Annotated in this window: 22 protein-coding genes; 12 read left to right on the forward strand and 10 right to left on the reverse strand. The window is 45.6% G+C overall.

What is annotated here, in order from left to right; genetic code table 11:
* Window positions 1-251: 251 nt before the first annotated feature.
* The 5 genes from ychF to lolB form a co-directional block, all read right to left on the reverse strand.
* Window positions 252-1,343, reverse strand: coding sequence for a redox-regulated ATPase YchF (gene ychF, locus AACQ17_RS12040; protein WP_013857965.1), 1,092 nt, complete (start codon window positions 1,341-1,343; stop codon window positions 252-254).
* Window positions 1,344-1,353: 10 nt separating this feature from the next.
* Window positions 1,354-1,944: an aminoacyl-tRNA hydrolase gene (gene pth / locus AACQ17_RS12045; protein WP_013856262.1), complete on the reverse strand. Its 591-nt coding sequence runs from the start codon at window positions 1,942-1,944 to the stop codon at window positions 1,354-1,356.
* Window positions 1,945-2,093: 149 nt separating this feature from the next.
* Complete coding sequence (locus AACQ17_RS12050) at window positions 2,094-3,038, reverse strand: ribose-phosphate pyrophosphokinase (protein WP_010320509.1); 945 nt, start codon at window positions 3,036-3,038, stop codon at window positions 2,094-2,096.
* 29 nt (window positions 3,039-3,067) lie between these two features.
* Complete coding sequence (gene ispE / locus AACQ17_RS12055; RefSeq protein WP_019280893.1) at window positions 3,068-3,940, reverse strand: 4-(cytidine 5'-diphospho)-2-C-methyl-D-erythritol kinase; 873 nt, start codon at window positions 3,938-3,940, stop codon at window positions 3,068-3,070.
* Window positions 3,937-4,569 carry a lipoprotein insertase outer membrane protein LolB gene (gene lolB, locus AACQ17_RS12060; protein ID WP_094146826.1) on the reverse strand — a complete coding sequence of 211 codons (633 nt, stop codon included), beginning with the start codon at window positions 4,567-4,569 and terminating at the stop codon, window positions 3,937-3,939. Before lolB ends, ispE begins: the two co-directional genes overlap by 4 nt.
* A gap of 161 nt (window positions 4,570-4,730) precedes the next feature.
* On the opposite strand from lolB, the gene hemA reads away from it, so the two are divergent.
* From hemA to ybaK, 8 genes are all read left to right on the forward strand, one after another.
* The gene (hemA, locus tag AACQ17_RS12065; RefSeq protein ID WP_094124246.1) at window positions 4,731-5,990 is read left to right on the forward strand and encodes a glutamyl-tRNA reductase; all 1,260 of its coding nucleotides are present in this window, start codon (window positions 4,731-4,733) and stop codon (window positions 5,988-5,990) included.
* 30 nt (window positions 5,991-6,020) lie between these two features.
* A complete protein-coding gene (prfA, locus tag AACQ17_RS12070; RefSeq protein WP_013856266.1) occupies window positions 6,021-7,109 on the forward strand; it encodes a peptide chain release factor 1 in 1,089 nt (362 codons plus the stop codon).
* A 4-nt stretch (window positions 7,110-7,113) separates the two neighbouring features.
* Complete coding sequence (prmC, locus tag AACQ17_RS12075; RefSeq protein ID WP_017045760.1) at window positions 7,114-7,995, forward strand: peptide chain release factor N(5)-glutamine methyltransferase; 882 nt, start codon at window positions 7,114-7,116, stop codon at window positions 7,993-7,995.
* Window positions 7,980-8,363, forward strand: a complete 384-nt coding sequence (locus AACQ17_RS12080; RefSeq protein WP_013856268.1) for a SirB2 family protein — start codon at window positions 7,980-7,982, stop codon at window positions 8,361-8,363. The genes prmC and AACQ17_RS12080 overlap by 16 nt, the downstream gene beginning before the upstream one ends.
* 18 nt (window positions 8,364-8,381) lie before the next feature.
* A complete protein-coding gene (locus tag AACQ17_RS12085; protein ID WP_017048839.1) occupies window positions 8,382-9,191 on the forward strand; it encodes a SirB1 family protein in 810 nt (269 codons plus the stop codon).
* Between the two features lie 22 nt (window positions 9,192-9,213).
* On the forward strand, window positions 9,214-10,065 hold the full coding sequence (gene kdsA, locus AACQ17_RS12090) for a 3-deoxy-8-phosphooctulonate synthase (protein WP_026028071.1): 852 nt from the start codon (window positions 9,214-9,216) through the stop codon (window positions 10,063-10,065).
* A 360-nt stretch (window positions 10,066-10,425) separates the two neighbouring features.
* Window positions 10,426-12,087: a bifunctional UDP-sugar hydrolase/5'-nucleotidase UshA gene (gene ushA, locus AACQ17_RS12095; protein ID WP_094124017.1), complete on the forward strand. Its 1,662-nt coding sequence runs from the start codon at window positions 10,426-10,428 to the stop codon at window positions 12,085-12,087.
* Window positions 12,088-12,193: 106 nt separating this feature from the next.
* On the forward strand, window positions 12,194-12,670 hold the full coding sequence (gene ybaK, locus AACQ17_RS12100; protein ID WP_026027304.1) for a Cys-tRNA(Pro) deacylase: 477 nt from the start codon (window positions 12,194-12,196) through the stop codon (window positions 12,668-12,670).
* Window positions 12,671-12,715: 45 nt separating this feature from the next.
* On the opposite strand, the gene AACQ17_RS12105 is transcribed toward ybaK, so the two are convergent.
* Window positions 12,716-13,975 (reverse strand): uracil-xanthine permease family protein, encoded by a 1,260-nt coding sequence (locus tag AACQ17_RS12105; protein WP_094146825.1) that lies wholly within the window; start codon window positions 13,973-13,975, stop codon window positions 12,716-12,718.
* Window positions 13,976-14,164: 189 nt separating this feature from the next.
* Here AACQ17_RS12105 and AACQ17_RS12110 point away from each other — a divergent pair, with 189 nt between their 5' ends.
* Window positions 14,165-15,310, forward strand: a complete 1,146-nt coding sequence (locus tag AACQ17_RS12110) for a DUF2066 domain-containing protein (RefSeq protein ID WP_170935149.1) — start codon at window positions 14,165-14,167, stop codon at window positions 15,308-15,310.
* Window positions 15,311-15,411: 101 nt separating this feature from the next.
* Here AACQ17_RS12110 and AACQ17_RS12115 read toward each other — a convergent pair whose 3' ends face one another.
* Genes AACQ17_RS12115 through AACQ17_RS12130 form a run of 4 tightly spaced genes read right to left on the reverse strand, consistent with a single transcriptional unit; the run spans window position 15,412 to window position 18,246 of the window.
* Window positions 15,412-15,837: a DUF2069 domain-containing protein gene (locus AACQ17_RS12115; RefSeq protein ID WP_026027302.1), complete on the reverse strand. Its 426-nt coding sequence runs from the start codon at window positions 15,835-15,837 to the stop codon at window positions 15,412-15,414.
* Between the two features lie 8 nt (window positions 15,838-15,845).
* Window positions 15,846-16,418: an NAD(P)H:quinone oxidoreductase gene (gene wrbA, locus AACQ17_RS12120; protein WP_017042769.1), complete on the reverse strand. Its 573-nt coding sequence runs from the start codon at window positions 16,416-16,418 to the stop codon at window positions 15,846-15,848.
* The gene (gene arsC / locus AACQ17_RS12125; RefSeq protein WP_064625784.1) at window positions 16,415-16,765 is read right to left on the reverse strand and encodes an arsenate reductase (glutaredoxin); all 351 of its coding nucleotides are present in this window, start codon (window positions 16,763-16,765) and stop codon (window positions 16,415-16,417) included. The genes wrbA and arsC overlap by 4 nt, the downstream gene beginning before the upstream one ends.
* 23 nt (window positions 16,766-16,788) lie before the next feature.
* Complete coding sequence (locus AACQ17_RS12130) at window positions 16,789-18,246, reverse strand: beta-barrel assembly-enhancing protease (RefSeq protein WP_026028354.1); 1,458 nt, start codon at window positions 18,244-18,246, stop codon at window positions 16,789-16,791.
* A 194-nt stretch (window positions 18,247-18,440) separates the two neighbouring features.
* Between AACQ17_RS12130 and AACQ17_RS12135 the strand changes: the two genes are divergently transcribed.
* The 3 genes from AACQ17_RS12135 (at window position 18,441) to AACQ17_RS12145 (ending at window position 21,830) form a co-directional block, all read left to right on the forward strand.
* Entirely contained in the window at window positions 18,441-18,668 is a 228-nt protein-coding gene (locus AACQ17_RS12135; protein ID WP_017042766.1) for a sulfurtransferase TusA family protein, read from the forward strand.
* Window positions 18,669-19,745, forward strand: coding sequence for an AI-2E family transporter (locus AACQ17_RS12140; protein WP_017042765.1), 1,077 nt, complete (start codon window positions 18,669-18,671; stop codon window positions 19,743-19,745). It begins immediately after the preceding gene.
* 213 nt (window positions 19,746-19,958) lie between these two features.
* Window positions 19,959-21,830, forward strand: a complete 1,872-nt coding sequence (locus AACQ17_RS12145) for a methyl-accepting chemotaxis protein (RefSeq protein WP_064625783.1) — start codon at window positions 19,959-19,961, stop codon at window positions 21,828-21,830.
* Window positions 21,831-22,022: the final 192 nt, after the last annotated feature.

Here is a 22,022-nt window from a genome sequence, read left to right on the forward strand (position 1 = left end):
GTCGAGAACGGAGCGCATTATGCGGATATGGCTCTAGAGCGTCAATAGTTTTTTTGAATAAATTCTTTGAAACCAACCGTTCGAACTTTTTTTGAACAAAGAGACGTGTTTGTGATCAAAAACGGTTAATAAATCATTAAGCTTATTGATTTTTCCTTGCTTGCCGCTAAGGTTGATTTTGAGAAAAAAACAAAAAAGCCAACAGAATCTGTCGGCTTTAATGGTGTATTAATGGCTGATTAACGAGTTATTTACACGTTGAAGCGGAAGTGGATAACATCGCCATCTTTTACGATGTATTCTTTACCTTCCAAGCGCCATTTGCCCGCTTCTTTGGCTCCATTTTCGCCGCGATATTGAATGAAATCATCATAACCCACAACTTCAGCGCGAATGAAACCACGTTCAAAGTCGGTATGGATTTTACCCGCCGCTTGCGGAGCCGTCGCACCGACCGGAATCGTCCAGGCACGCACTTCTTTTACGCCTGCGGTGAAGTAGGTTTGCAGCGTTAGCAGTTCGTAACCGGTACGAATCACGCGGTTTAGACCGGGTTCTTCAATGCCTAAATCGGCTAAAAACTCGGCGCGATCTTCTTCTTCAAGTTCAGATAGTTCAGCTTCAATGGCTGCGCAAACAGCAACCACAGAATTGTTCTCTTTTTCTGCAAACTCTCTGACAGCATCAAGGTACGGGTTATTTTCAAAGCCATCTTCGCTCACGTTGGCGATATACATGGTTGGTTTCAACGTTAAGAAGTTGAGATAATCTACGGCGGCTAGCTCTTCTTTTGAGAGTTCAACCGTGCGAGCCATACCACCTTCCGTTAATACAGGGAGTAGCTTCTCTAATACGGTGATTTCAAATTTAGCGTCTTTATCGCCACCTTTGGCACGTTTTGCTTGACGTTGAATGGCGCGTTCACAGCTATCAAGGTCGGCAAGGGCAAGCTCTAGATTGATTACTTCAATATCTTCAATTGGCGATACTTTGCCTGCTACGTGAACGATATTTTCGTTCTCGAAGCAGCGAACAACGTGACCAATCGCATCTGTTTCACGGATATTGGCAAGGAATTTGTTGCCTAAACCTTCACCTTTTGACGCGCCAGCCACTAGGCCTGCGATATCGACAAATTCCATTGTCGTCGGAAGGATACGTTGAGGGTTTACAATTTCTGCTAACGCATCGAGACGAAGGTCTGGAACAGGAACCACACCCGTGTTTGGTTCGATAGTGCAAAACGGGAAGTTTGCTGCTTCGATGCCCGCTTTAGTTAGTGCATTAAATAATGTTGATTTACCCACATTTGGTAAACCCACGATGCCACATTTAAAACCCATGACTGTAACCTTATTCAGCTTTGAACGTATGTAAGCGATTTTGTGCTTTAGTTAGACCATCTTTTAGTAAAATGTCGAAGCAACGAACCGATTCGTCAACCGCGGCATCTAGGCACTCTTGCTCTTTGGCGGGTGCTTTACCTAAAACATAGCCTGCTACTTTATCTTTGTGCCCCGGATGGCCGATACCAATCCGCAGGCGGTAGAATTCTTTGTTATTGCCGAGTTTGCTGATGGTGTCTTTAAGGCCATTATGCCCGCCATGACCACCGCCCATTTTGAACTTAGCTACCCCGGGAGGTAAGTCTAGTTCATCATGTGCCACCATGATCTCTTCTGGTTTTATCTGGTAAAACTTGGCGATGGCCGCCACGGCTTTACCGGATAAATTCATAAAAGTTGTTGGGATCAATAAACGCAGATCTTCACCATTAACCACGATACGTCCGGTGAAACCGAAGAATTTGGCTTCGTTTTTCAAGGTGACGTTATGAACTCGGGCTAATTCTTCTACTACCCAAGCGCCGGCATTGTGCCTCGTTTTGGCGTATTCAGGACCAGGATTCGCTAGCCCGACAAGAAGTTTGATTGGTTGGCTCAAGGTTAGGATCTCTTTGCAATATCAAAAGCGCGGTATGATAGCACACAAAAGGGAAAGGGTGCGAGGCGCTAAAATAACAAAGGAAAAAGCACCTCATTTTTCAATGAAGTGCTTTAAAAGCATTTAAAAATCAGTAAATAAACTGAGTTTTAATTAAACATGGCAGAAATAGACTCTTCGTTGCTAATGCGACGAATCGCTTCAGCAAGCATGCTAGACAAGGTTAATTGTGTCACTTTGCCGGTTGCCGCCATCTCTTTAGATAGGGTGATCGAGTCTGTGACGATAACTTGGTCTAGTACTGAGTTTTTGATATTTTTCGCTGCGTTACCTGAGAATACCGCGTGCGTTGCGTAAGCAAACACACGTTTTGCACCACGTTCTTTCAACGCTTCAGCGGCTTTACACAAAGTGCCGCCAGTGTCGATCATGTCATCGACGATCACACAATCGCGACCATCAACATCGCCAATCAGGTTCATAACTTCAGACACGTTGGCGCGTGGACGACGTTTATCAACGATTGCGATGTCGATATCACCTAATGCTTTTGCAGTCGCACGAGCACGAACCACGCCACCAAGGTCAGGTGAAACCACAACAGGATCTTCTAACCCACGCGCTTTCATATCTTCAAGCAACACCGGCGTACCAAAGATGTTATCTACTGGGACGTCAAAGAAGCCTTGGATTTGTTCTGCGTGAAGGTCGATGGTCAAAACGCGGTCAACACCAACGTTTGAAAGGAAATCTGCAACAACTTTTGCAGTGATCGGTACACGAGCAGAGCGCACTCGGCGGTCTTGACGGGCATAACCAAAATATGGGATGACAGCAGTAATACGGCCTGCTGAAGCACGGCGCATTGCATCAATCATCACTACTAATTCCATTAAGTTGTCATTAGTAGGAGCACAAGTAGATTGAATAATAAATACATCGCTACCACGAACATTTTCGTTGATTTGCACTGCAACTTCACCGTCGGAGAAACGAGAAACAGTAGCATCACCAAGAGAGATGTATAGACGTTCAGCAATACGTTGGGCTAGTTCAGGTGTGGCGTTACCAGCAAATAGCTTCATATCAGGCACGGTGGAAACCTCAGGGTTGCGTCCAGTTTTTAAATAGGTCGGGTGTTGGCGAATTGGTATTCAGCCAGAGTCTTTTTCAGTGGCGAAATGTTACACCCTAAGGCGACAAACGCGAAGACTGTGTCAGGGAGCTTGGCAAGGACAGCTTCCGCTTCTACTTTGCTAGAAAATTCGGCAAAAACGCAAGATCCCGTCCCAGTCAATCTTGACGGCGCGTATTGTAGCAGCCATGAAAGTTGCTTATCAACCTCTGGGTACAGCATTCGGACAATTTTTTCGCAATCGTTTTCGTAAGGGTGTTCGAGAAGCGTTGCTAGCGCTCGTTTTGGCGTGTTCCTTATCAATTGGGGATGAGTGAAAATATCTTTCGTTGCAATGCTCACATTAGGCCGAACCACCAAATACCATTTTTGCTTTGGTTCGGTTTGGGTCAGTTTTTCACCTACGCCTTCAGCAAATGCGGCAAAGCCATGGACAAAAACGGGAACATCCGCCCCGAGTGTTAAACCGAGCGTAGCGAGTTCTTGCTGTGATAAATTGGTTTGCCATAAGTAGTTCAGTGCAACAAGCACGGTTGCAGCATTGGAAGAGCCGCCACCGATGCCACCGCCCATAGGCAAAACTTTATTTAATTCAATGCTCGCGCCATAGCGGCATCCACTTGCCTTTTGTAAGGCGATGGCCGCTTTCCAAATCAAGTTGTCTTGTAGCGCAACGCCAGCAATGGCTGGTGTGAGAGTTATTTCGCCAGACTGATTGGCGGTAATGGTTAACTCATCACCAAAATCGAGAAATTGAAACAGTGTCTGTAATTCATGATATCCGTCGGCTCTTTGCCCGGTGATGTACAGAAACAGGTTGAGCTTAGCGGGTGATGGCCAGTGGGTTGGGGTGCAAATCATGGCGTTAGGGTCCACTTTGAAATGACGAGGTTTAATGAAACTTGATCTTGAGTCAGCTTCAGTTTGGCAGGAAGTGGCACTGAAGTGGAAGAAGCGGATGTTGATGCGAAGGGATAAGCTTGGTAGTTCAAATATTCCAAGTGCCAGCGGCTAAGCCCTAGCTGTTTATCTAACGATGCCAACAAATTATTTTGATTCAATTGAAAACCATCCGCCTCGGTTGGTAGCCCAAGCAGCCAATCTTGTAGCTGCTCAATGGGGATCGATAACCCAGTTAACTCGTAAACTAAAGCATCCGCATTCTGCGCATCGATAATTTGATCATCATACGTTTTGACCTGGGCGCCCTGAGGCGAGATGGAGAGATTTAAAACGGTCTGCCCTAAAAATGTTGAGAGACGAAGCTGGCTATGGTCGGCGTTTTTTTGCCAATGAAAATTGAGGGATTGGCGCTGTTGTGGTGATATATAGCCGAGTTTTCCGCTGGCTTGGTACTCGCGGATCGTTTGCAATTGCTGTTGGTGTTGCTGCCAGCCGACGCTCTCGACCCTTGTTGAGGGTAAGTTTGTGCAACCAAAGAGTGTTAGCAGAGTGAGGAGAGTTAAAATCAGTCTATTTGCGCGTGTCATATCTGCCCATTATTTACACAGTGAAGGCCGTAAAAACGCCTCACTATATCATTGATATCACGAAGTCGGGAAAACAAATCCCTGTTGCCCTTTCATTAAAACAGGGCATCAAGTAAAATTCTGCTCCTATTTACATTTCCTGAACCGAGAAACCTCTATAGATGTCCTTGCTTGCTATTGGAATAAATCACAATACAGCGTCGGTAGAACTGCGAGAGAAAGTGGCGTTTGGTCCTGATAAATTATCAGAAGCCTTGCGACAACTTGCGTCCAGTTCCAGCGTTCAAGGTAGCGTTATTGTCTCTACCTGTAATCGCACGGAAATTTATTGTGATGTAAAATCATCGAGCAAAAGTAAGTTAATCGATTGGTTGTCTCAGTTCCATCATGTGAATCCTGAAGATCTTAAACCGAGTTTGTATGTACACGAAGAACAAGCCGCTATTCGTCATTTGATGCGAGTGGCTTGTGGTCTGGATTCACTGGTATTGGGTGAGCCGCAGATTTTAGGGCAGGTGAAACAGGCCTATGCGGATGCTCGCGAGCATAACGCGGCTGATTCAGCGATTGAAAAACTGTTTCAAAAAGCATTCTCGGTAGCTAAACGTGTGCGCACCGAAACCGAAATAGGCGGCAGTGCGGTATCTGTAGCTTATGCTGCTTGTACGTTGGCAAAACAAATCTTTGAATCACTCTCTGATTCAACGGTAATGTTGGTTGGAGCGGGTGAAACCATCGAACTGGTTGCGAAGCATTTAGCCAGCCATCGATGTAAACGCATGATAGTTGCCAACCGAACCCGCGAGCGAGCGATGGGGCTTGCACAGCAGTTTGATGCTGAAGTGATTGCACTCAATGAGATCCCTGACTATCTCGCCCACGCGGATATCGTCATCAGTTCAACCGCCAGCCCACTGCCGATTATTGGCAAAGGGATGGTAGAAAGTGCGATTAAAGTGCGCCGCCATCAACCCATGTTACTGATTGATATTGCCGTGCCTCGTGATATTGAATCGCAGGTCGGGGATTTAAACGATGCCTATCTGTATACGGTTGATGATCTTCAGTCGATTGTAGACAGCAATATGGAACAGCGTAAAGTTGAAGCCATTCAAGCTGAAGCGATTGTCAGTGAAGAGAGCGCAGTCTTTATGAGCTGGATGCGCTCCTTGCAAGCGGTAGACAGCATCCGAGAATACCGTCAATCGGCCAACGAAATTCGTCAAGAATTGCTCAGTAAAAGCTTGCAGGCACTGGCTGCAGGGGGCGATCCTGAAAAAGTGTTACTTGAGTTAAGTAACAAACTCACCAATCGATTGATCCACACACCAACCCGAGCATTGCAAAGCGCTGCAGAGTTAGGTGAACCGGCTAAATTGGCCGTGATTAGACAAAGTTTGGGTCTTGACGACCCTCGATAATATCCGTCACTCCGAATTAAAGAAGAAACTATGAAAGCGTCGATTTTAGTTAAGCTTGAATCCCTTGTTGAGCGTTACGAAGAGGTTCAGCGCCTGCTTGGCGAGCCTACCGTAATTAGTGATCAAAACAAATTCCGTACTTTGTCAAAAGAGTACTCTCAGCTTGAGGAAGTCACTAAATGCTTCCAAGCTTACCAACAAGCGCAAGAGGATTTGGTTGCCGCAGAAGAGATGACCAAAGAAGAAGACGCCGAGATGCGTGAGATGGCTCAAGAGGAAATCAAAATAGCCAAAGCGACGATTGAACGTCTCACTGATGAATTGCAAATTCTGTTGCTACCAAAAGATCCGAACGATGATCGCAACTGCTTTTTAGAAATTCGTGCAGGGGCGGGCGGTGATGAGGCGGGTATTTTTGCTGGCGATCTGTTCCGTATGTATAGCCGTTATGCTGAGAAGATGAGCTGGCGTATCGAAATTATGTCCGCTAGTTATGCTGAGCATGGCGGCTATAAAGAAGTGATTGCTAAAGTGAGTGGTGATGGCGCTTACGGTGTGCTTAAGTTTGAATCAGGCGGTCACCGCGTACAGCGTGTTCCGGCCACGGAATCTCAAGGTCGTGTGCATACTTCCGCTTGTACCGTCGCGATCATGCCCGAAATTCCTGAAGCCGAAATTCCAGAAATTAAAGCTAGCGATCTGAAAATTGACACTTTCCGCTCATCGGGCGCGGGTGGTCAGCACGTAAACACCACCGACTCTGCGATCCGTATTACCCACTTACCAACAGGCACGGTAGTTGAGTGTCAGGACGAGCGTTCACAGCACAAAAACAAAGCCAAAGCGATGGCCGTATTGGCCGCTCGTATTGCACAAGCGGAAGAAGCGAAGCGCGCAGCCGAAGTGTCCGATACTCGTCGTAACCTACTGGGTTCTGGTGATCGTAGCGACCGTATTCGTACTTACAACTATCCGCAAGGTCGCGTTTCCGATCATCGTATTAACTTAACCATCTATCGTCTTAATGAAGTGATGGAAGGGGATCTGCAAAGCTTGATTGATCCAATCATTCAAGAATATCAAGCAGACCAACTTGCCGCTCTTGCCGATCAACACTGATCCCATGACGTTATCTCGTATTGATGATGCGTTGAAAGCCGCGATTGCTCAACTCCAAGAAGGCGGCAGTGATTCGCCTTCTGTGGATGCAGCGGTGCTGCTTTGCCATGTACTGGATAAACCACGTTCTTATCTGCTGACTTGGCCTGAAAAGACCTTAAGCGAAACGCAGTCGCGGCAATTTTGCTCGTTGATTACGCGTCGAGTGACGGGGGAGCCAGTGGCCTATTTGGTTGGGGAACGTGAGTTTTGGTCGCTGCCACTGAAAGTTTCGCCTTCGACATTAATTCCTCGGCCGGATACTGAACGCTTGGTTGAAATTGCGTTAGAAAAAAGCCAGCAGACGCAAGGGGATATTTTGGACTTAGGCACAGGAACTGGCGCGATAGCATTAGCGTTAGCGTCTGAGTTACCTGAACGTCATGTGGTTGGTATCGACTTACGCCCAGAAGCGCAAGCCTTAGCGTTGGAAAACGCGCAGCGTTTAACTATTACCAATGTCACATTTTTACAAGGTAGTTGGTTTGAACCTTTAAAGCTCGGTACAAAGTTTGCTTTAATTGTCTCCAATCCACCGTATATTGAAGAAAATGATCCCCATCTCACGCAGGGGGATGTACGTTTTGAGCCTTTAAGTGCGCTGGTGGCCAAAGACAAAGGCTTGGCTGACATTAAACACATTGCAGAGAATGCGCGTCACTATTTGCAGCAACAAGGCTGGCTGCTGTTTGAACATGGTTATGATCAAGGGGCGGCAGTCAGAGCGTTATTTGAGTCACTCGGCTATCACCATGTAGTGACAGAAAAGGATTATGCGGGTAATGACCGAGTCACACTGGGTCAATATTCGCACTCAGAAGAGAGAGCATCATGTACGAAGGATTAAAACATTTTCATCTACTGACCATTGCGATCAGTGCACTATTGTTGTCGGTACGTTATGCCTTGATGATGATGGATTCCAAATGGCTGCAACACCCTTTTTTGAAACGTTTTCCTCATATTAACGATTCGTTGTTGTTGTTATCGGGTATCGCGTTGATTGTGATGTCTGGTTTTATCCCATTTACCCCAGCCGCACCTTGGTTAACTGAGAAGCTGACTTGTGTGATGGCGTACATTGCGCTGGGCTTCTTTGCGCTCAAACTGGGTAGGAATAAGCTGTTGCGTACCTTTGCTTTTTTGGGCGCATTAGGTTGGCTTGCTATGGCGGGAAAAATCGCCATCGTAAAAACGGCTATGTTTTTAGGCTAACAGCATCCGAGCGGCATTATGTTTGAATGGTTCGATGAAGATTTTGATGCAATGGAATTGGTGGAAGGGGCGCTGATCTTAAACAAGGCCGTCAATCCTGAAACTGAGGATGAATGGGCACGCCAAGAGTTGGCCCGTTTGCTTACACAAGCAAAACACGAGTTAGCTAATGAACAGGATGAAAAACAGCGTTTCGAAGCGTTGTTGCATCTGTTTTACCAACAATGGGGTTTTCGCGGTGACAGAGAGGCTTATTTTGATTCACGTAATGCCTTCATCGATAAAGTGTTGCAGCACCGCAAAGGTATTCCCGTCAGTTTAGGTGCGCTGTTGCTCTATTTTGCGCGCAAGCTAGGCTTTCCTTTACAAGGTATTACCTTTCCCACACAGTTTTTATTGCAGTTGCATTGGTGCGATGAATCACCGATTTATATTAACCCTTTTACTGGTGAAACCGTCTCATTACATATACTACAAGCGTGGTTAGTTGGGCATAAAGGGGTCTTGTCTAAGCTGAAATCGAGTCATTTGGAAGTGACAGATAATCCGACGGTGATCGGTCGTTGGCTGGCACTACTAAAGAGCGCACTATTAAGAGAAGAGCGTTATACCTTAGCGCTGCGTTGTACTGATTTAGCGCTGACTTTTGTTCCTGATGATCCGTATGAGATCCGCGATCGCGGATTTATCTATCAGCAACTGGATTGTCACCAAATTGCCTTATCCGATTATCAATACTTTATTGATCATTGTCCGAATGATCCGGCGGCTGAGTTATTAAAAAATCAAGTTAATGCATTAAGCTTTGAAGCTATTACGCTGCATTAACCGCTAAATGAGAGAGAATAAAATGGAACAAAAAATCGTCCACGTGGGTGATATTCCCGTTGCCAACGACAAACCGTTTACTCTGTTTGCTGGAATGAACGTCCTTGAATCCCGTGATTTAGCGATGCAAATCTGTGAGCATTACGTGAAAGTGACCGATAAACTCGGTATCCCTTATGTGTTTAAAGCTTCTTTTGATAAAGCCAACCGCAGCTCTGTTCACTCTTATCGTGGCCCTGGCTTGGAAGAGGGAATGAAAATTTTCCAAGAGCTAAAAGAGACCTTTGGCGTCAAAATCATCACTGACGTGCACACAGAAGCTCAAGCTCAGCCTGTGTCTGAGGTGGTTGATGTGATTCAACTGCCAGCGTTTCTTGCTCGTCAAACTGACCTTGTCGAAGCGATGGCGAAAACAGGTGCAGTGATCAACGTGAAAAAACCACAATTTATGAGCCCTGGTCAAGTGGGCAATATCGTGGAAAAATTTGCAGAGTGCGGCAACGACAAAGTGATTTTATGTGAACGTGGTGCTTGCCATGGCTATGATAATCTGGTCGTTGATATGTTGGGTTTTGGTGTGATGAAAAAAGTATCAAACGGCAGCCCAATTATTTTTGATGTGACCCATTCACTGCAAATGCGCGACCCTTCTGGCGCAGCTTCTGGTGGGCGTCGTGAACAGACAGTTGAGTTAGCAAAATCAGGTCTTGCTGCCGGGATTGCGGGCCTTTTTATTGAAGCGCATCCAAACCCAGATAAAGCGCGTTGCGATGGTCCATCGGCACTGCCTTTGGATAAACTTGAACCTTTCCTTGCACAAATGAAAGCGTTAGATGATTTGATCAAGAGCTTTGCTCATATCGATATCCGCTGATTTTTTGTTGGATCTACCACTTATAATTTGGCCACCGCAAGGTGGTCAAATTTTATCGAATGTTTCCCAAACTTGTTTATCTTGTCTAAGTGCTCACTTTTCCTTATTTTTTCGTGTTTAGGAAAGAAAACGATTGCCTGTGATCCATTAAAATTTCACGTGTAACCTGTGGCAACCGTTACATTTTTGAATTGATTTTATAGTGATCAATTCTACATAAATATGAAATCAATCTGTCACCTTTGAGATGTTAATTTAAACTGGGTCAAGTTTATTGGTATGGCTTGATTTTGTGTTTGCAACGTTGACCATAGCCTCCCCCTCACAAGCAGTGGATTTTTCAAGTTCAAAGGTATGATAATGAAACAACGTCTTATTCTAAAAACAGCGCTCAGCGCGGCCATTCTTACAGCCCTTGTGGGTTGCGCAACTCAACCCACTCATGAGTGGAAGGAAGATACGACTTATAAACTCACCGTGTTACACACTAATGACCACCACGGTCGTTTCTGGCAAAACAAATATGGCGAGTATGGTATGGCGGCACGTAAAACGCTGATCGACGATCTTCGCTCTGATATTGAAGCTGAAGGCGGCAGCGTACTGCTTCTTTCTGGTGGCGATATTAATACCGGAGTTCCTGAATCTGATCTGCAAGATGCAGAGCCTGATTTTAAAGGCATGAGCAAGATTGGTTATGATGCGATGGCGTTAGGTAACCATGAATTCGATAACCCGCTCGAGGTGCTGTTTAAGCAAAAAGAGTGGGCGAATTTCCCAATGCTGTCGGCCAACATTTACGATAAAGCGACCGGAAAACGTCTATTCCAAGCCTACCAAATGTTTGATAAACAGGGCGTGAAAATAGCGGTTATCGGTTTAACGACTGAAGATACCGCTAAAATCGGCAACCCTGAATACATTGGTGGTATTGAGTTTAAAGATCCAAAAGAAGAAGCGAAAAAACTGATCGCAGAAATTGAGAAAACGGAAAAGCCGGACCTTATTTTTGCCGTTACCCACATGGGCCATTATGAAAATGGTCAACGTGGTGTGAATGCACCGGGTGATGTTGCGCTTGCACGATACTTGGATGAAGGTTCTCTCGATATGATCGTCGGCGGCCACTCTCAAGAGCCTGTCTGCATGGAAGGCCCTAACGTGGTGAAGAAAAACTTCCATCCGGGAGATGAGTGTAAGCCTGATATGCAAAACGGTACTTACATAGTGCAAGCGCATGAATGGGGTAAGTATGTTGGCCGTGCGGATTACGAATTCCGTAATGGTGAACTGAACATGGTGAGCTACAATCTGATCCCTGTAAACCTGAAGAAAAAGGTGAACGTGAATGGCGAGAGTAAGCGCGTACTGATTCAAGATCAAATCGCTGAAGATTCAGAAATGCTTAGCTTCTTGCGTCCATATCAAGAGCAAGGTCAAGCGAAACTGAATGTAGTCATTGCACAAAGTAATGGTAAGTTAGAAGGGGATCGCAACGTTGTGCGTTTCCAACAAACCAATTTAGGTCGTTTGATTGCACTTTCTCATATGGAACGCGCAAAAGCCGACTTTGCGGTGATGAATTCTGGCGGCGTGCGTGATTCGATTGATGCAGGAAAAATCACTTATAAAGATGTGCTCAAAGTACAACCTTTTGCCAATATTCTCACTTATACCGATATGACCGGGGCTGAAGTGTTGGATTACCTCAATGAAGTGGCGACCAAACCTGTTGATTCTGGCGCTTATGTACAATTCGCGGGGATTTCGATGACAGTGGCCAATGGTAAGGTATCGAACGTCTTTATTGGTGATAAGCAGCTCCGTTTGGATGAAACGTATCGCTTCACCGTGCCTAGCTACAATGCAGCGGGTGGTGATGGTTATCCAAAAATCTCCGATCACCCAGGTTATGTCAATACAGGCTTTGTGGACGCGGAAGTATTGAAAGATTACCTCGAAGCACACAGTCCAATTGATGTGAACCAATATGCGCCAGCGGGCGAAATTGTCTATAAGTGATAGTGCGATAAAGAGTTTGACTCATTGTGAGCAATCATTTTAACTAAAGGCGGTGCTTAGGCATCGCTTTTTTATTGGCACTAACGGCTACTTTGAGATAAGCACGATGACACCTGCGATTGATTTGGCGAAAAAGAAAAAAATTCCTCACACTCTCCATCAATATCAACATGATCCTAATCACAGCAGTTATGGTTTAGAAGCGGCTGAGGTTTTGGGACAAGATCCGAAAAAAGTGTTTAAAACACTGCTGTTTTGCTTAAATGGCGAGCCGAAAAATCTCGCTGTCGCGATTATTCCTGTTGATCAAAAATTAAACTTAAAGCGTGCGGCCAAAGCGGCTAAGTCGAAAAAAGCGGAAATGGCTAATCCAGACATAGCGCAAAAAACCACGGGTTATGTGGTCGGTGGCATTAGCCCACTTGGGCAGAAAAAAGCACTACCGACCTTCATTCATCTCAGCGCAGAAGATCAATCGACCATCTGTGTCAGTGCAGGTAAGCGCGGTTTAGAGATTGAATTGGCACCGAGCGATCTTGCGTTATTAACGCGAGGTGAGTTTGTTGAATTGTGTCAAGAATAGAGAATGAAAATCCGGCCTCGAGTGAGGCCGGATTGACTGGCAAAATTAGTTCTTCAGTTTGATCTCTTCTTCCATCTGGGCGTTATCCACCACATGGTTTTCTCCTAAGTCATTAGGAAGGATCAAGTTTAGAATAATGGCTACGATACCGCATAAGCTGACACCTTGTAGGCTAAACTCTCCGATACCAAAGGCCATGCCGCCGATACCAAACACTAATGTCACTGCTACAATCACTAAGTTGCGAGACTTGTGAAGATCGACATGATTTTTAATCAGTGTGTTTAGGCCAACCGTTGCAATTGAACCGAACAGCAAAATCATAATACCGCCCATTACGGGAATTGGAATGGTTTGCAGTAGCGCGCCCAGCTTACCAACCAATGCTAATACAATCGCGGTGATCGCAGCCCAAGTCATGATTACTGGATTAAAGGCTTTCGTCAGCATTACGGCACCCGTCACTTCGCTGTACGTAGTGTTTGGTGGCGCGCCCAGCATAGAGGCTGCGATGGTGGCAACACCGTCACCCGCAATGGTGCGATGTAGCCCAGGTTTCTTGATGTAATCTTTTCCAGTGACGTTTGAGATCGCGAGCATATCGCCCACGTGTTCGACTGCCGGAGCAATTGCAACTGGGATCATGAACAAGATCGCGTTGATGTTGAACTCAGGGAAAGTGAAGTTCGGCATTGACAGCCAAGCCGCTTGCGTAACAGGAGTAAAATCCACTACACCAAAATAGAGGCCCAAAAGATAGCCTGCAAAAATACCGCCGCAGATCGGCAATAGTTTGAGAAAACCTTTGGCAAAAACGCTAATCGTGATGGTGGTTAACAGTGAAACGCAAGAGATCCACATCGCTACATCTGAGCTAATCAGTTGTACCGAACCATCTCCAGTTTTACCTAGCGCCATGTTTACAGCAACAGGCGCAAGGCCTAAGCCAATCACCATGATCACCGGGCCAACGACCACAGGAGGTAAAATTTTGTGGATGATTTCTACGCCACGGACTTTGATGATCGCTCCCAGTAGTATGTAGACAAAACCAGCGGCCACTAAACCGCCCATCGTCGAGGCAACGCCCCAAGTTTGGATGCCAAACATAATCGGTGCAATAAAGGCAAAAGAAGAAGCAAGAAAGATGGGGACAGAGCGGCGAGTAATAAGTTGGAATAAAAGGGTACCGACACCGGCGCCAAATAGTGCAACGTTAGGATCAAGCCCAGTTAACAGCGGGACAAGAACCAGCGCACCAAATGCGACGAAGAGCATCTGTGCGCCTTGGGTGGCATTTTTCATCATGATTTCCCTGAAGCAAAATAAAAATTCGCGGGATTCTATCACTTTTGCAAACGATTGCCATTGAAACTAGATCAAATAAAGTCACAAATGTTGATGAAATTATCACCGAACTCTGCCGTGGATTCCTTGCCGCGGACCGGATAGTTGCTTATCATCGACGTTCACAAAACAGATCATAGGAACAGTATGCGCTATTTAGCTATGTTGGTGATGAGCTTACTCACTCTCCCTGCTTATGCCTTAACCAAGGTCGACTTATACCATACCGAAGTCGTGATTGATCAACAGCAAGACAATGCCGACGCGAATGCTCGTATCAAAGGGATGAGCGAAGTGATTGTTCGAGCTTCGGGTGATAGGAATGCGGTGAACAATGAGGTGATTCAAAAAGCTTTAAGGCAGAATTCGCAATATTTAGCGCAAATCAGTTATGGTCAAAATGGGGCGCAATCTTCGATTGTCATGGGGTTTAGCGCACCGCATATCCGCACATTATTAACTCAAGCTCAATTACCATTTTGGCCTGAAAACCGAGCTAATGTTTTAGTCTGGTTGATTGAAGAGTCAGGTTATGACCGCAGTATCGCTTGGGAGCATTCTGACACGAGTACGTTAAAACAGCTTAAAGGCGCGACTCAAACTCGCGGTTTGCCTATCACAGTGCCTGTGGGTGATTTTGATGATATTACCGGTGTGGAAGTATCGGATTTGTGGGGCGGTTTCGTGCAGCCTATCAGTATGGCTAGCCAACGTTATCCAACCGATGCTGTGTTGGTGGTCAGAGTGCAAAGTAATGGTGTGCGTTGGAGTTTGTATGATCAACCCGCCGCTCAAATGACACAAGCCACGAAAGCGCCACTGTCTGGTCAAGCGTCTGGTGACGATGCCATTGAACAAATGGTCGATCAATTGAGTGATTACTATGCAAGAAAGAGCTCGGTTATCGTGGCCAGTGAATCCTCTTCTTCGCTGCTTGCTCGTTTTAGCCCGATTGATGATGCAATGGATTTCTTTACCTTGGAGAATAAGTTGAAGCGCTTAAGCTCTGTTGCTTCTTTGGACATTCTCAAGATTCAAGGTGAGGAAATCACTTTCGAAGTGCATTTGTTGGCTTCAGAGTCCGAGTTTGAGCAAGAAGTGCTACGCATGGGCAAAGTCGCTAAAATTGACGACCCACAGCCAGAGAGTGTGCCAATACAGCTTACCCCAGCAGCAGAGGTTGATGATTCTGCTGTGGAGTCAGGCTCTTTGCAAGTCACAACTGAACCGTCATTATCTCAGGCCATCACTGAACCTGTGAAGCGAGTGCTCTCTTTTGAGTGGCAAGCGTAAAGTACTCAGCCACCCCTTGAACAAATGCTGAGATAATCAAAAAGAGCCCATCAGGGCTCTTTTTGCATGAGAAGAATAGGCAATCCTGTCATGGATTGACTCTATGGTTGATTATCGTGGGTAAAATTGGCTTTCTCTTGCTTTTCGACTTCAGATAGACGCTTGAGTTTCAGTCCGAGCTCTTTACCTCGATGGCGAGCATACAAGGTATTACCGACAAAAGCGGCAAATGTCAGTAGCAGTTCCACTACCGCTAACCAGCGCTCCCCTCCATCAACATAAATCAGCGTCAATGCGTGTAGAAAGTAGAGCATTAAAACAAAGTTGGCCCAGGCGTGAGTGTAGGGTTTTCCGGCCAAAATTCCCGGTAATGGTAAAAGCAGTGGGATAACCCATGCAATGGCCAATGCAACATGATTAAGATGAGGGTGAGGAGAGAGCGAGAATTGCCATAAAACCACCCATATAATTAGGGATAAGTTACTCAGTAAAGCTAGCCATCGGTACTGCTTGGTGCTTGGCATCATTTCTGCCGTCATAATCTGTCCTTTAATCGGCTGGCTAGCATTGCCAGCCGTTTTCCTAAATTTTTAGCCAGTTCACTTTCGTGCGTAGTGAGTTGTGGCGAGTGTGTTGCGACATGGCTTGCACCATATGGCGTGCCTCCAGAGGTTGTGGTATGCAGTGCAGGCTCTGAATAAGGGATGCCAACGATTAACATGCCATGATGCATCAGTGGCAGCATCATACTCTGTTGCGTACTCTCTTGGCCGCCATGCAAAGAGGATGAAGAAGTAAACACGCAAGCGGGTTTATCAATTAATGCGCCGCTAATCCATAAAGGGGTCGTTTGGTCCCAAAAGTGCTTCAGTGGCGCGGCCATATTGCCAAACCAGACTGGGCTGCCAAAAGCCAAACCATCACATTGCTTTAACTCATCCAGAGTCAGGTAGGGATCGGTCGTTTGCTCTGCATGATTGTCTAGCGCCGGAACGGTGCGCAAGAGCGCTGTCGCGCCTTGTGCTTCAATTCCGCGTGCGATTTGCCGTGCCAGTGCTTGCGTTGAACCGTGCCTGCTGTAATAAAGTACGACGACTTTAATACTCATAAAATCTCAAGTACCTGCTCTGGTGGACGGCCGTGGCGCGCTTTACCATTGGCGACAACAATGGGACGCTCAATCAACTTAGGGTGCGCGGCCATGGCTGAAAATAGTTGATCATCAGTAAGTGCATTATCACTTAGGCCAAGTTCTTTATAGAGATCTTCTTTGGTGCGCATCATATCACGAACCTGTTGTAGCCCGAGTTGAGCGTACAAGGTTTTCAACTGTTCGATGGTTGGCGCTTGGTCTAAATATTTGATGATCTGTGGCTTTAACTGGCGGTCTTCTAGCAGTGCCAGAGTTTCACGACTTTTTGAGCATTTAGGGTTGTGATAAATCACGACTGACATAACTTCTCCTCGTTGTATTGTGATTATTGGAGTGATAAGAATCGGTCTCGTTGCACCATCAATTGGTCAATGCGTGCATCGTAGCGAGCTTGTTCTAAGCTGCCAAGTTCGGCGAGTTGACTTGCTTGAGTGTAATATTGAATCGCTTTATTCCAATTAGCTTTGAGCGCTAGAAGCTCCGCTCGCGCGGCGAGATCTTCTTGGCTATTGCCAATGCCGATATTCGCTTCTGATAGCAAATGCCAACCGTTGGTATCATTAGGGTTGTCATGGGTGTAGCGCTGCAATACCCGAATGGCATCAGACAATTTATCTTGTTTTAACAAGCTGTTGGCGTAGTTAATTGTTAAGGTTGGATTGTTCGGTTTCTGTTTGAGCGCCTTCTCTAGCAAGGTTTGGGCTTTGGCCGCTTGATTTAGAGCGATATCGAGATCGGCCATCGCATCAAGATAGAAATTGTTTGTTGGGTCTTGTGCAACCAGCTTTGATAAAATCGCCTCTGATTTATCAAATTGCTTGCTATCGAGATAAACCAAGGCTTTGCCATATTGGAAGGCTGGCGCGAGAGTCGCACTCTCTTTTTTCTCCGCACGCTTAAACCAATCAAGAGCGGCTTCATTATCAATCCCAGCATAGCGAGCAACAATTCGCGAGCGTGCTAAATGGTAATCCAATGAAGGTTGAAGGCGCATAGGCGGGTAGTGTTGGGCGCGCTCACGGCTGTCGGTAATACGATCTTCTGGCAGCGGGTGGGTTAGTAACATCGGTGGCGGTTTACTAGCGTAACGATATTCATCAGCGAGGCGGCCAAAAAACCTTGGCATGGCTTGGGCATCAAACCCCGCTTTGGCTAGCGTTGCAATACCAAATCGGTCAGCCTCTTTTTCATTACTGCGCGTATAGTTTATTTGGCTTTGCATACTGCCTGCGGTGGTGGCGGTAATGGCGGCAATGCCCACTTCAGGTGCCGCAATAGCCAGTAACAAAGAGCCTGCCAATGCCGCGATTGTTGCTGGTGAGCGTCTGGCTTGGTCTTCCATACTGCGTGCTAAATGGCGCTGCGTGACGTGGGCAATTTCGTGCGAAAGAACCGAAGCGAGTTCGCTTTCTGTTTGTGCATGCAAAAACAACCCAGAGTGCAACGCAACATAACCGCCAAAGAAGGCAAACGCATTGATGTTGCGATCGCGGATCATAAAAAAGGTGAACGGCGTTTTTACATCGTTGGCATTGGCAACCAATTTATGCCCTAGGCTATCAATGTACTCGTTTATCACCGGATCATTGACGATTGGCTGGCTGTTACGCAGCATGCGCATATAAGCATCACCATAAATAAGCTCTTGATCAATCGTCAAGGTCGAACCTGCTACTGTCCCAATGTCCGGTAGCTCTATGGTGTCGGCATAGCTCAAGGAAGGGGCGTTTATCGCCACAGTAATACAGAGGCAAAGTAAGGATCGAGCGCGTTTAAACTTCATATTTGTCAGTGATATTCCGTGATCTTCTTGTCTGTATGACATTGAATGTGTGAATTGGTTTCCAACTCAAAATAACGGCCAAAAATTGTAGAGAGAGAAGAGTAAGCCAGCCGGTATTTGAGTATCGATAAACACTGGCATGCCAGTCAAAACTCGATACAATGGCAGGCCTATATTAAGCATTGAGCAGAAGAATGGAACCAAATATTCTGGATTTACGCCAGCAGCGTTGTCCGATGGCTTTATTACTTGCGAAGCGTCACACTGTTCAATTGGTTTTGGGTGAGGTATTAGACATTTGGCTTAACGACGTCAGCTCAGGACAGGATATAGAAAAATATTTGTCTGCTCATGGCTTTCGTTGCCAGTGGAACACGTCACCCGGCTATTTTTGGCTAAAAGTAATTAAGGAACTCGATTAAATGTTTGAAATGGTAACTCGTTGGTATCAAAGACGCTTTTCTGATCCTCATGCCGTTAGTCTGGTTGCTATTCTGTTTTTTGGTTTTGTAACGATATATTTCTTCGGCCATTTGATTGCGCCGCTGCTTGTGGCCATTGTGCTGGCGTATTTACTTGAGTGGCCAGTAATGCAATTGCGCCGTTTTGGGCTTCCTAGGTCCGTTTCCGTAATTTTGGTGATTTTGCTATTTGTCGGTTTGATGCTGCTGGCTATCTTTGGTTTAGTACCAACCATTTGGAAACAGGTTGGTAATTTAATCAATGACATTCCTAACATGTATGCAGGGTTGCAAAGCTTCATTTTGAGTATTCCTGAACGTTACCCTGAACTCGATAACTTACAGATTGTTGAGTCGGTGATAAGCAATGCGAAGAACCAGGCTTTAGGTATGGGGGAAAGTGTCGTTAAAGGGTCACTTGCTTCTCTTGTGAGTTTGGCCACCTTGGGTGTCTATCTCATTCTAGTGCCGTTGCTGGTCTTCTTTTTATTGAAAGATAAGAATGAAATGCTGCGAATGACCAGTGGGTTATTGCCACGCAACCGTAAACTCGCGGCTAAAGTATGGCAAGAGATGAACCAACAAATCTCAAACTACATCCGTGGAAAAGTGTTAGAAATACTGATTGTTGGTAGTATCAGTTACGTCACTTTCGCCATTCTTGATTTACGTTATTCTGTGTTACTTGCTGTGGCTGTGGGCCTATCGGTTTTGATCCCTTATATTGGCGCGGCCGCTGTGACGGTGCCAGTTGCCATTGTTGGTCTCTTCCAGTGGGGCATGACTCCGCCGTTTTACACATTATTAATTGCTTATGGCATCATCCAAGCTTTGGATGGCAACGTATTGGTTCCCGTTCTATTTTCTGAAGCCGTTAATCTACATCCCGTTGCTATTATTGTCGCGGTGTTAGTCTTTGGTGGGCTGTGGGGGTTTTGGGGCGTATTTTTTGCAATTCCTCTTGCCACTCTAGTAAAAGCAGTATGGCATGCTTTGCCCAGCACTGATGAACCTGTTGTTGAGGCTGAATCTCCCTAAAATCACTGAATTATAAATAAAAATAGAGAGTAAACAGAATCTCTAAGGAAGCCTAAACCGTAATCGTTTTGGGCTTTTTTTTTGCCAAATAGTAAATATTGATTAGACTGAACTACGAGGAGGTGTAAAAAAGCTATAGATTTTTTGTAACTTGGCGATAACTAACTATAACCACAAAAATGATAATTAATTTGGCATCAATGAGGGATACTTATGAAGTTTAGCCAAAAAATAGTTGCAGCTTCTTCTGCACTTCTGCTTGTTACCGTCTCGCTTATTTCTATTCAGCAACTGAGCATTGTTCGCTCGGAAATAGAATCCCTAGTTACAAAAAGTCTGAGTGAAATGGAAGCTGGGGTCAAAAACACCATTGTTTCTGAAATGGAAAGTAAAAAAACCTTGGCTCAATCGACGACTGAAGTGATTGAGCTTGATCCGCTCAACCGGGATTACGTTAAAAACATTCTTGAAAAACCGAAGTTGAAAAAAAGCTTTTTAGCCATAGGGTTAGGGTATGAATCCGATGGCAAAGTGGTGGAGAATGATGACGGTTGGGAGCCAAGCGCCGATTACGATCCTCGCAAGCGCCCTTGGTTTGTGGATGCTAAAGCATCGAAAAAACTTATCGTTACAGCGCCGTATGTCGATATTTCTACCAAAAATGTGATCATTTCTATTGGTACGCCTATTTACGATCAAGGTCGATTCTCTGGTGCCATGTTCTACGATATGGAATTGACGGGTTTAGCTGAATTGGTGAACTCTATTAATTTATTCGATGCGGGTTACCTCTTTATCGTTTCAGGTGACGGAGCGACGATTGCTCACCCTGATACCAAAAATAATGGTGAGAAGTTATCGACTTATTTACCGCAAGTGACTCTGAAAGAGGGGGACCAACAGATTGAAATTGATGGTACCCGTTATCTCGTCAGCTTCACTCATATTCCAAGTGAGAACTGGTACATCGGTGCGATTGTTGATGAATCCATCGCCTTCAATGCGATTGGCGTATTACGCAATAGCTCTATTATCTATACGTTAATTGGGCTTGTGTTGAGTGTGATTGGCTTGACGCTACTGATTAAAGTGTTAATGCGTCCATTAGGTGTGCTCAATGAAGCGATTCAAGATGTCGCCTCAGGGCAGGGGGATTTAACCAAACGCTTGGATACCAATACGGACCAAGAGTTTGCTCAACTCGCATCAGGGTTTAATACCTTTACTGAGACGCTGCAAAAGCAGATCACGCAATCAAAAGCGATTGGTGAAGAGATCATGCGTGGCACAGAGCTCACGGTGCAAGGTGCTCATGAGTCAGCAGAAGCGATGCGCACCCAGTTACAAGAGTTAGAGCAACTAGCCACTGCAATGCACGAAATGGCAGTGACATCGACAGAAGTTGCCAATAATGCGCAAGGTGCAGCAGCAGCGGCGAAAGAAGCCGATGAAGCAACGCAAGATGGTTCCAGTGTGGTCAGTGAAACGACATTGTCGATCGACAATTTATCGGCCCGCATTGACCAAGCGGTGGAAGAGGTGAAAGGCCTAGAGTCCGCGACGGCAAATATTGAAACTATTTTGAAAGTGATTAATGACATTGCTGATCAAACTAACTTGCTTGCCTTAAACGCGGCGATTGAAGCGGCTCGAGCGGGTGAATCTGGCCGTGGTTTTGCCGTTGTTGCTGATGAAGTGCGTACACTAGCTCAGCGCACTCAGCAATCGACCACCGAAATTCGCAGTATGATTGAGCAATTACAAGCAGGAGCGAGTTCCGTCTCTTCAGCTATGAATGAAAGTAAAACGACAGCTGTTGATGCGGTGAATAAAGCGAAAACGGCAAATTCGGCATTGAACCGTATTCGTGATGCGATACAAGTGATTTCGGACATGAATATCCAAATTGCATCTGCGGCAGAAGAGCAAAGCCTTGTGGCTGAAGAGATCAACACCAATACAGTGAAGATTAAAGATTTGTCGACGCAAGTGGCACAATCTGCTGAAGAAGCCAATATCGCAATGCAGGTTCAAACGGAAAACGTTCGTGAGCAAGATGCTCTGCTCAATAAGTTCATTGTGTAATTACACATCAACTTTTGATTAGCCGTGTTACAAAAATGCCAGTATTAAGAACTGGCATTTTTTATTTCAGTCGAGTTTTGACACCCTTGGAAATATGCTAAGACATAAATTTTGACGATTCTTAATAAAGTCTATCTTTAACAATGAGTTAAGTTAATAAATTTCTTGTTTAAACCCTAATTATAGCAGTTG

Source organism: Vibrio sp. V10_P2A27P122 (assembly GCF_963874335.1).
Taxonomy (GTDB): domain Bacteria; phylum Pseudomonadota; class Gammaproteobacteria; order Enterobacterales; family Vibrionaceae; genus Vibrio; species Vibrio anguillarum.

Coding starts and splice junctions, on each gene's coding strand:
- AACQ17_RS12085 (WP_017048839.1), top strand. CDS start 8,382: ATGTTTGAATGGTTCGATGAAGATTTTGATGCAATGGAATTGGTGGAA.
- AACQ17_RS12105 (WP_094146825.1), bottom strand. CDS start 13,975: ATGAAAAATGCCACCCAAGGCGCACAGATGCTCTTCGTCGCATTTGGT.
- ychF (WP_013857965.1), bottom strand. CDS start 1,343: ATGGGTTTTAAATGTGGCATCGTGGGTTTACCAAATGTGGGTAAATCA.
- prmC (WP_017045760.1), top strand. CDS start 7,114: ATGACGTTATCTCGTATTGATGATGCGTTGAAAGCCGCGATTGCTCAA.
- ybaK (WP_026027304.1), top strand. CDS start 12,194: ATGACACCTGCGATTGATTTGGCGAAAAAGAAAAAAATTCCTCACACT.
- ushA (WP_094124017.1), top strand. CDS start 10,426: ATGAAACAACGTCTTATTCTAAAAACAGCGCTCAGCGCGGCCATTCTT.
- AACQ17_RS12110 (WP_170935149.1), top strand. CDS start 14,165: ATGCGCTATTTAGCTATGTTGGTGATGAGCTTACTCACTCTCCCTGCT.
- ispE (WP_019280893.1), bottom strand. CDS start 3,940: ATGATTTGCACCCCAACCCACTGGCCATCACCCGCTAAGCTCAACCTG.
- kdsA (WP_026028071.1), top strand. CDS start 9,214: ATGGAACAAAAAATCGTCCACGTGGGTGATATTCCCGTTGCCAACGAC.
- AACQ17_RS12140 (WP_017042765.1), top strand. CDS start 18,669: ATGTTTGAAATGGTAACTCGTTGGTATCAAAGACGCTTTTCTGATCCT.
- arsC (WP_064625784.1), bottom strand. CDS start 16,765: ATGTCAGTCGTGATTTATCACAACCCTAAATGCTCAAAAAGTCGTGAA.
- AACQ17_RS12145 (WP_064625783.1), top strand. CDS start 19,959: ATGAAGTTTAGCCAAAAAATAGTTGCAGCTTCTTCTGCACTTCTGCTT.
- AACQ17_RS12130 (WP_026028354.1), bottom strand. CDS start 18,246: ATGAAGTTTAAACGCGCTCGATCCTTACTTTGCCTCTGTATTACTGTG.
- lolB (WP_094146826.1), bottom strand. CDS start 4,569: ATGACACGCGCAAATAGACTGATTTTAACTCTCCTCACTCTGCTAACA.
- AACQ17_RS12080 (WP_013856268.1), top strand. CDS start 7,980: ATGTACGAAGGATTAAAACATTTTCATCTACTGACCATTGCGATCAGT.
- hemA (WP_094124246.1), top strand. CDS start 4,731: ATGTCCTTGCTTGCTATTGGAATAAATCACAATACAGCGTCGGTAGAA.
- wrbA (WP_017042769.1), bottom strand. CDS start 16,418: ATGAGTATTAAAGTCGTCGTACTTTATTACAGCAGGCACGGTTCAACG.
- AACQ17_RS12135 (WP_017042766.1), top strand. CDS start 18,441: ATGGAACCAAATATTCTGGATTTACGCCAGCAGCGTTGTCCGATGGCT.
- AACQ17_RS12115 (WP_026027302.1), bottom strand. CDS start 15,837: ATGATGCCAAGCACCAAGCAGTACCGATGGCTAGCTTTACTGAGTAAC.
- prfA (WP_013856266.1), top strand. CDS start 6,021: ATGAAAGCGTCGATTTTAGTTAAGCTTGAATCCCTTGTTGAGCGTTAC.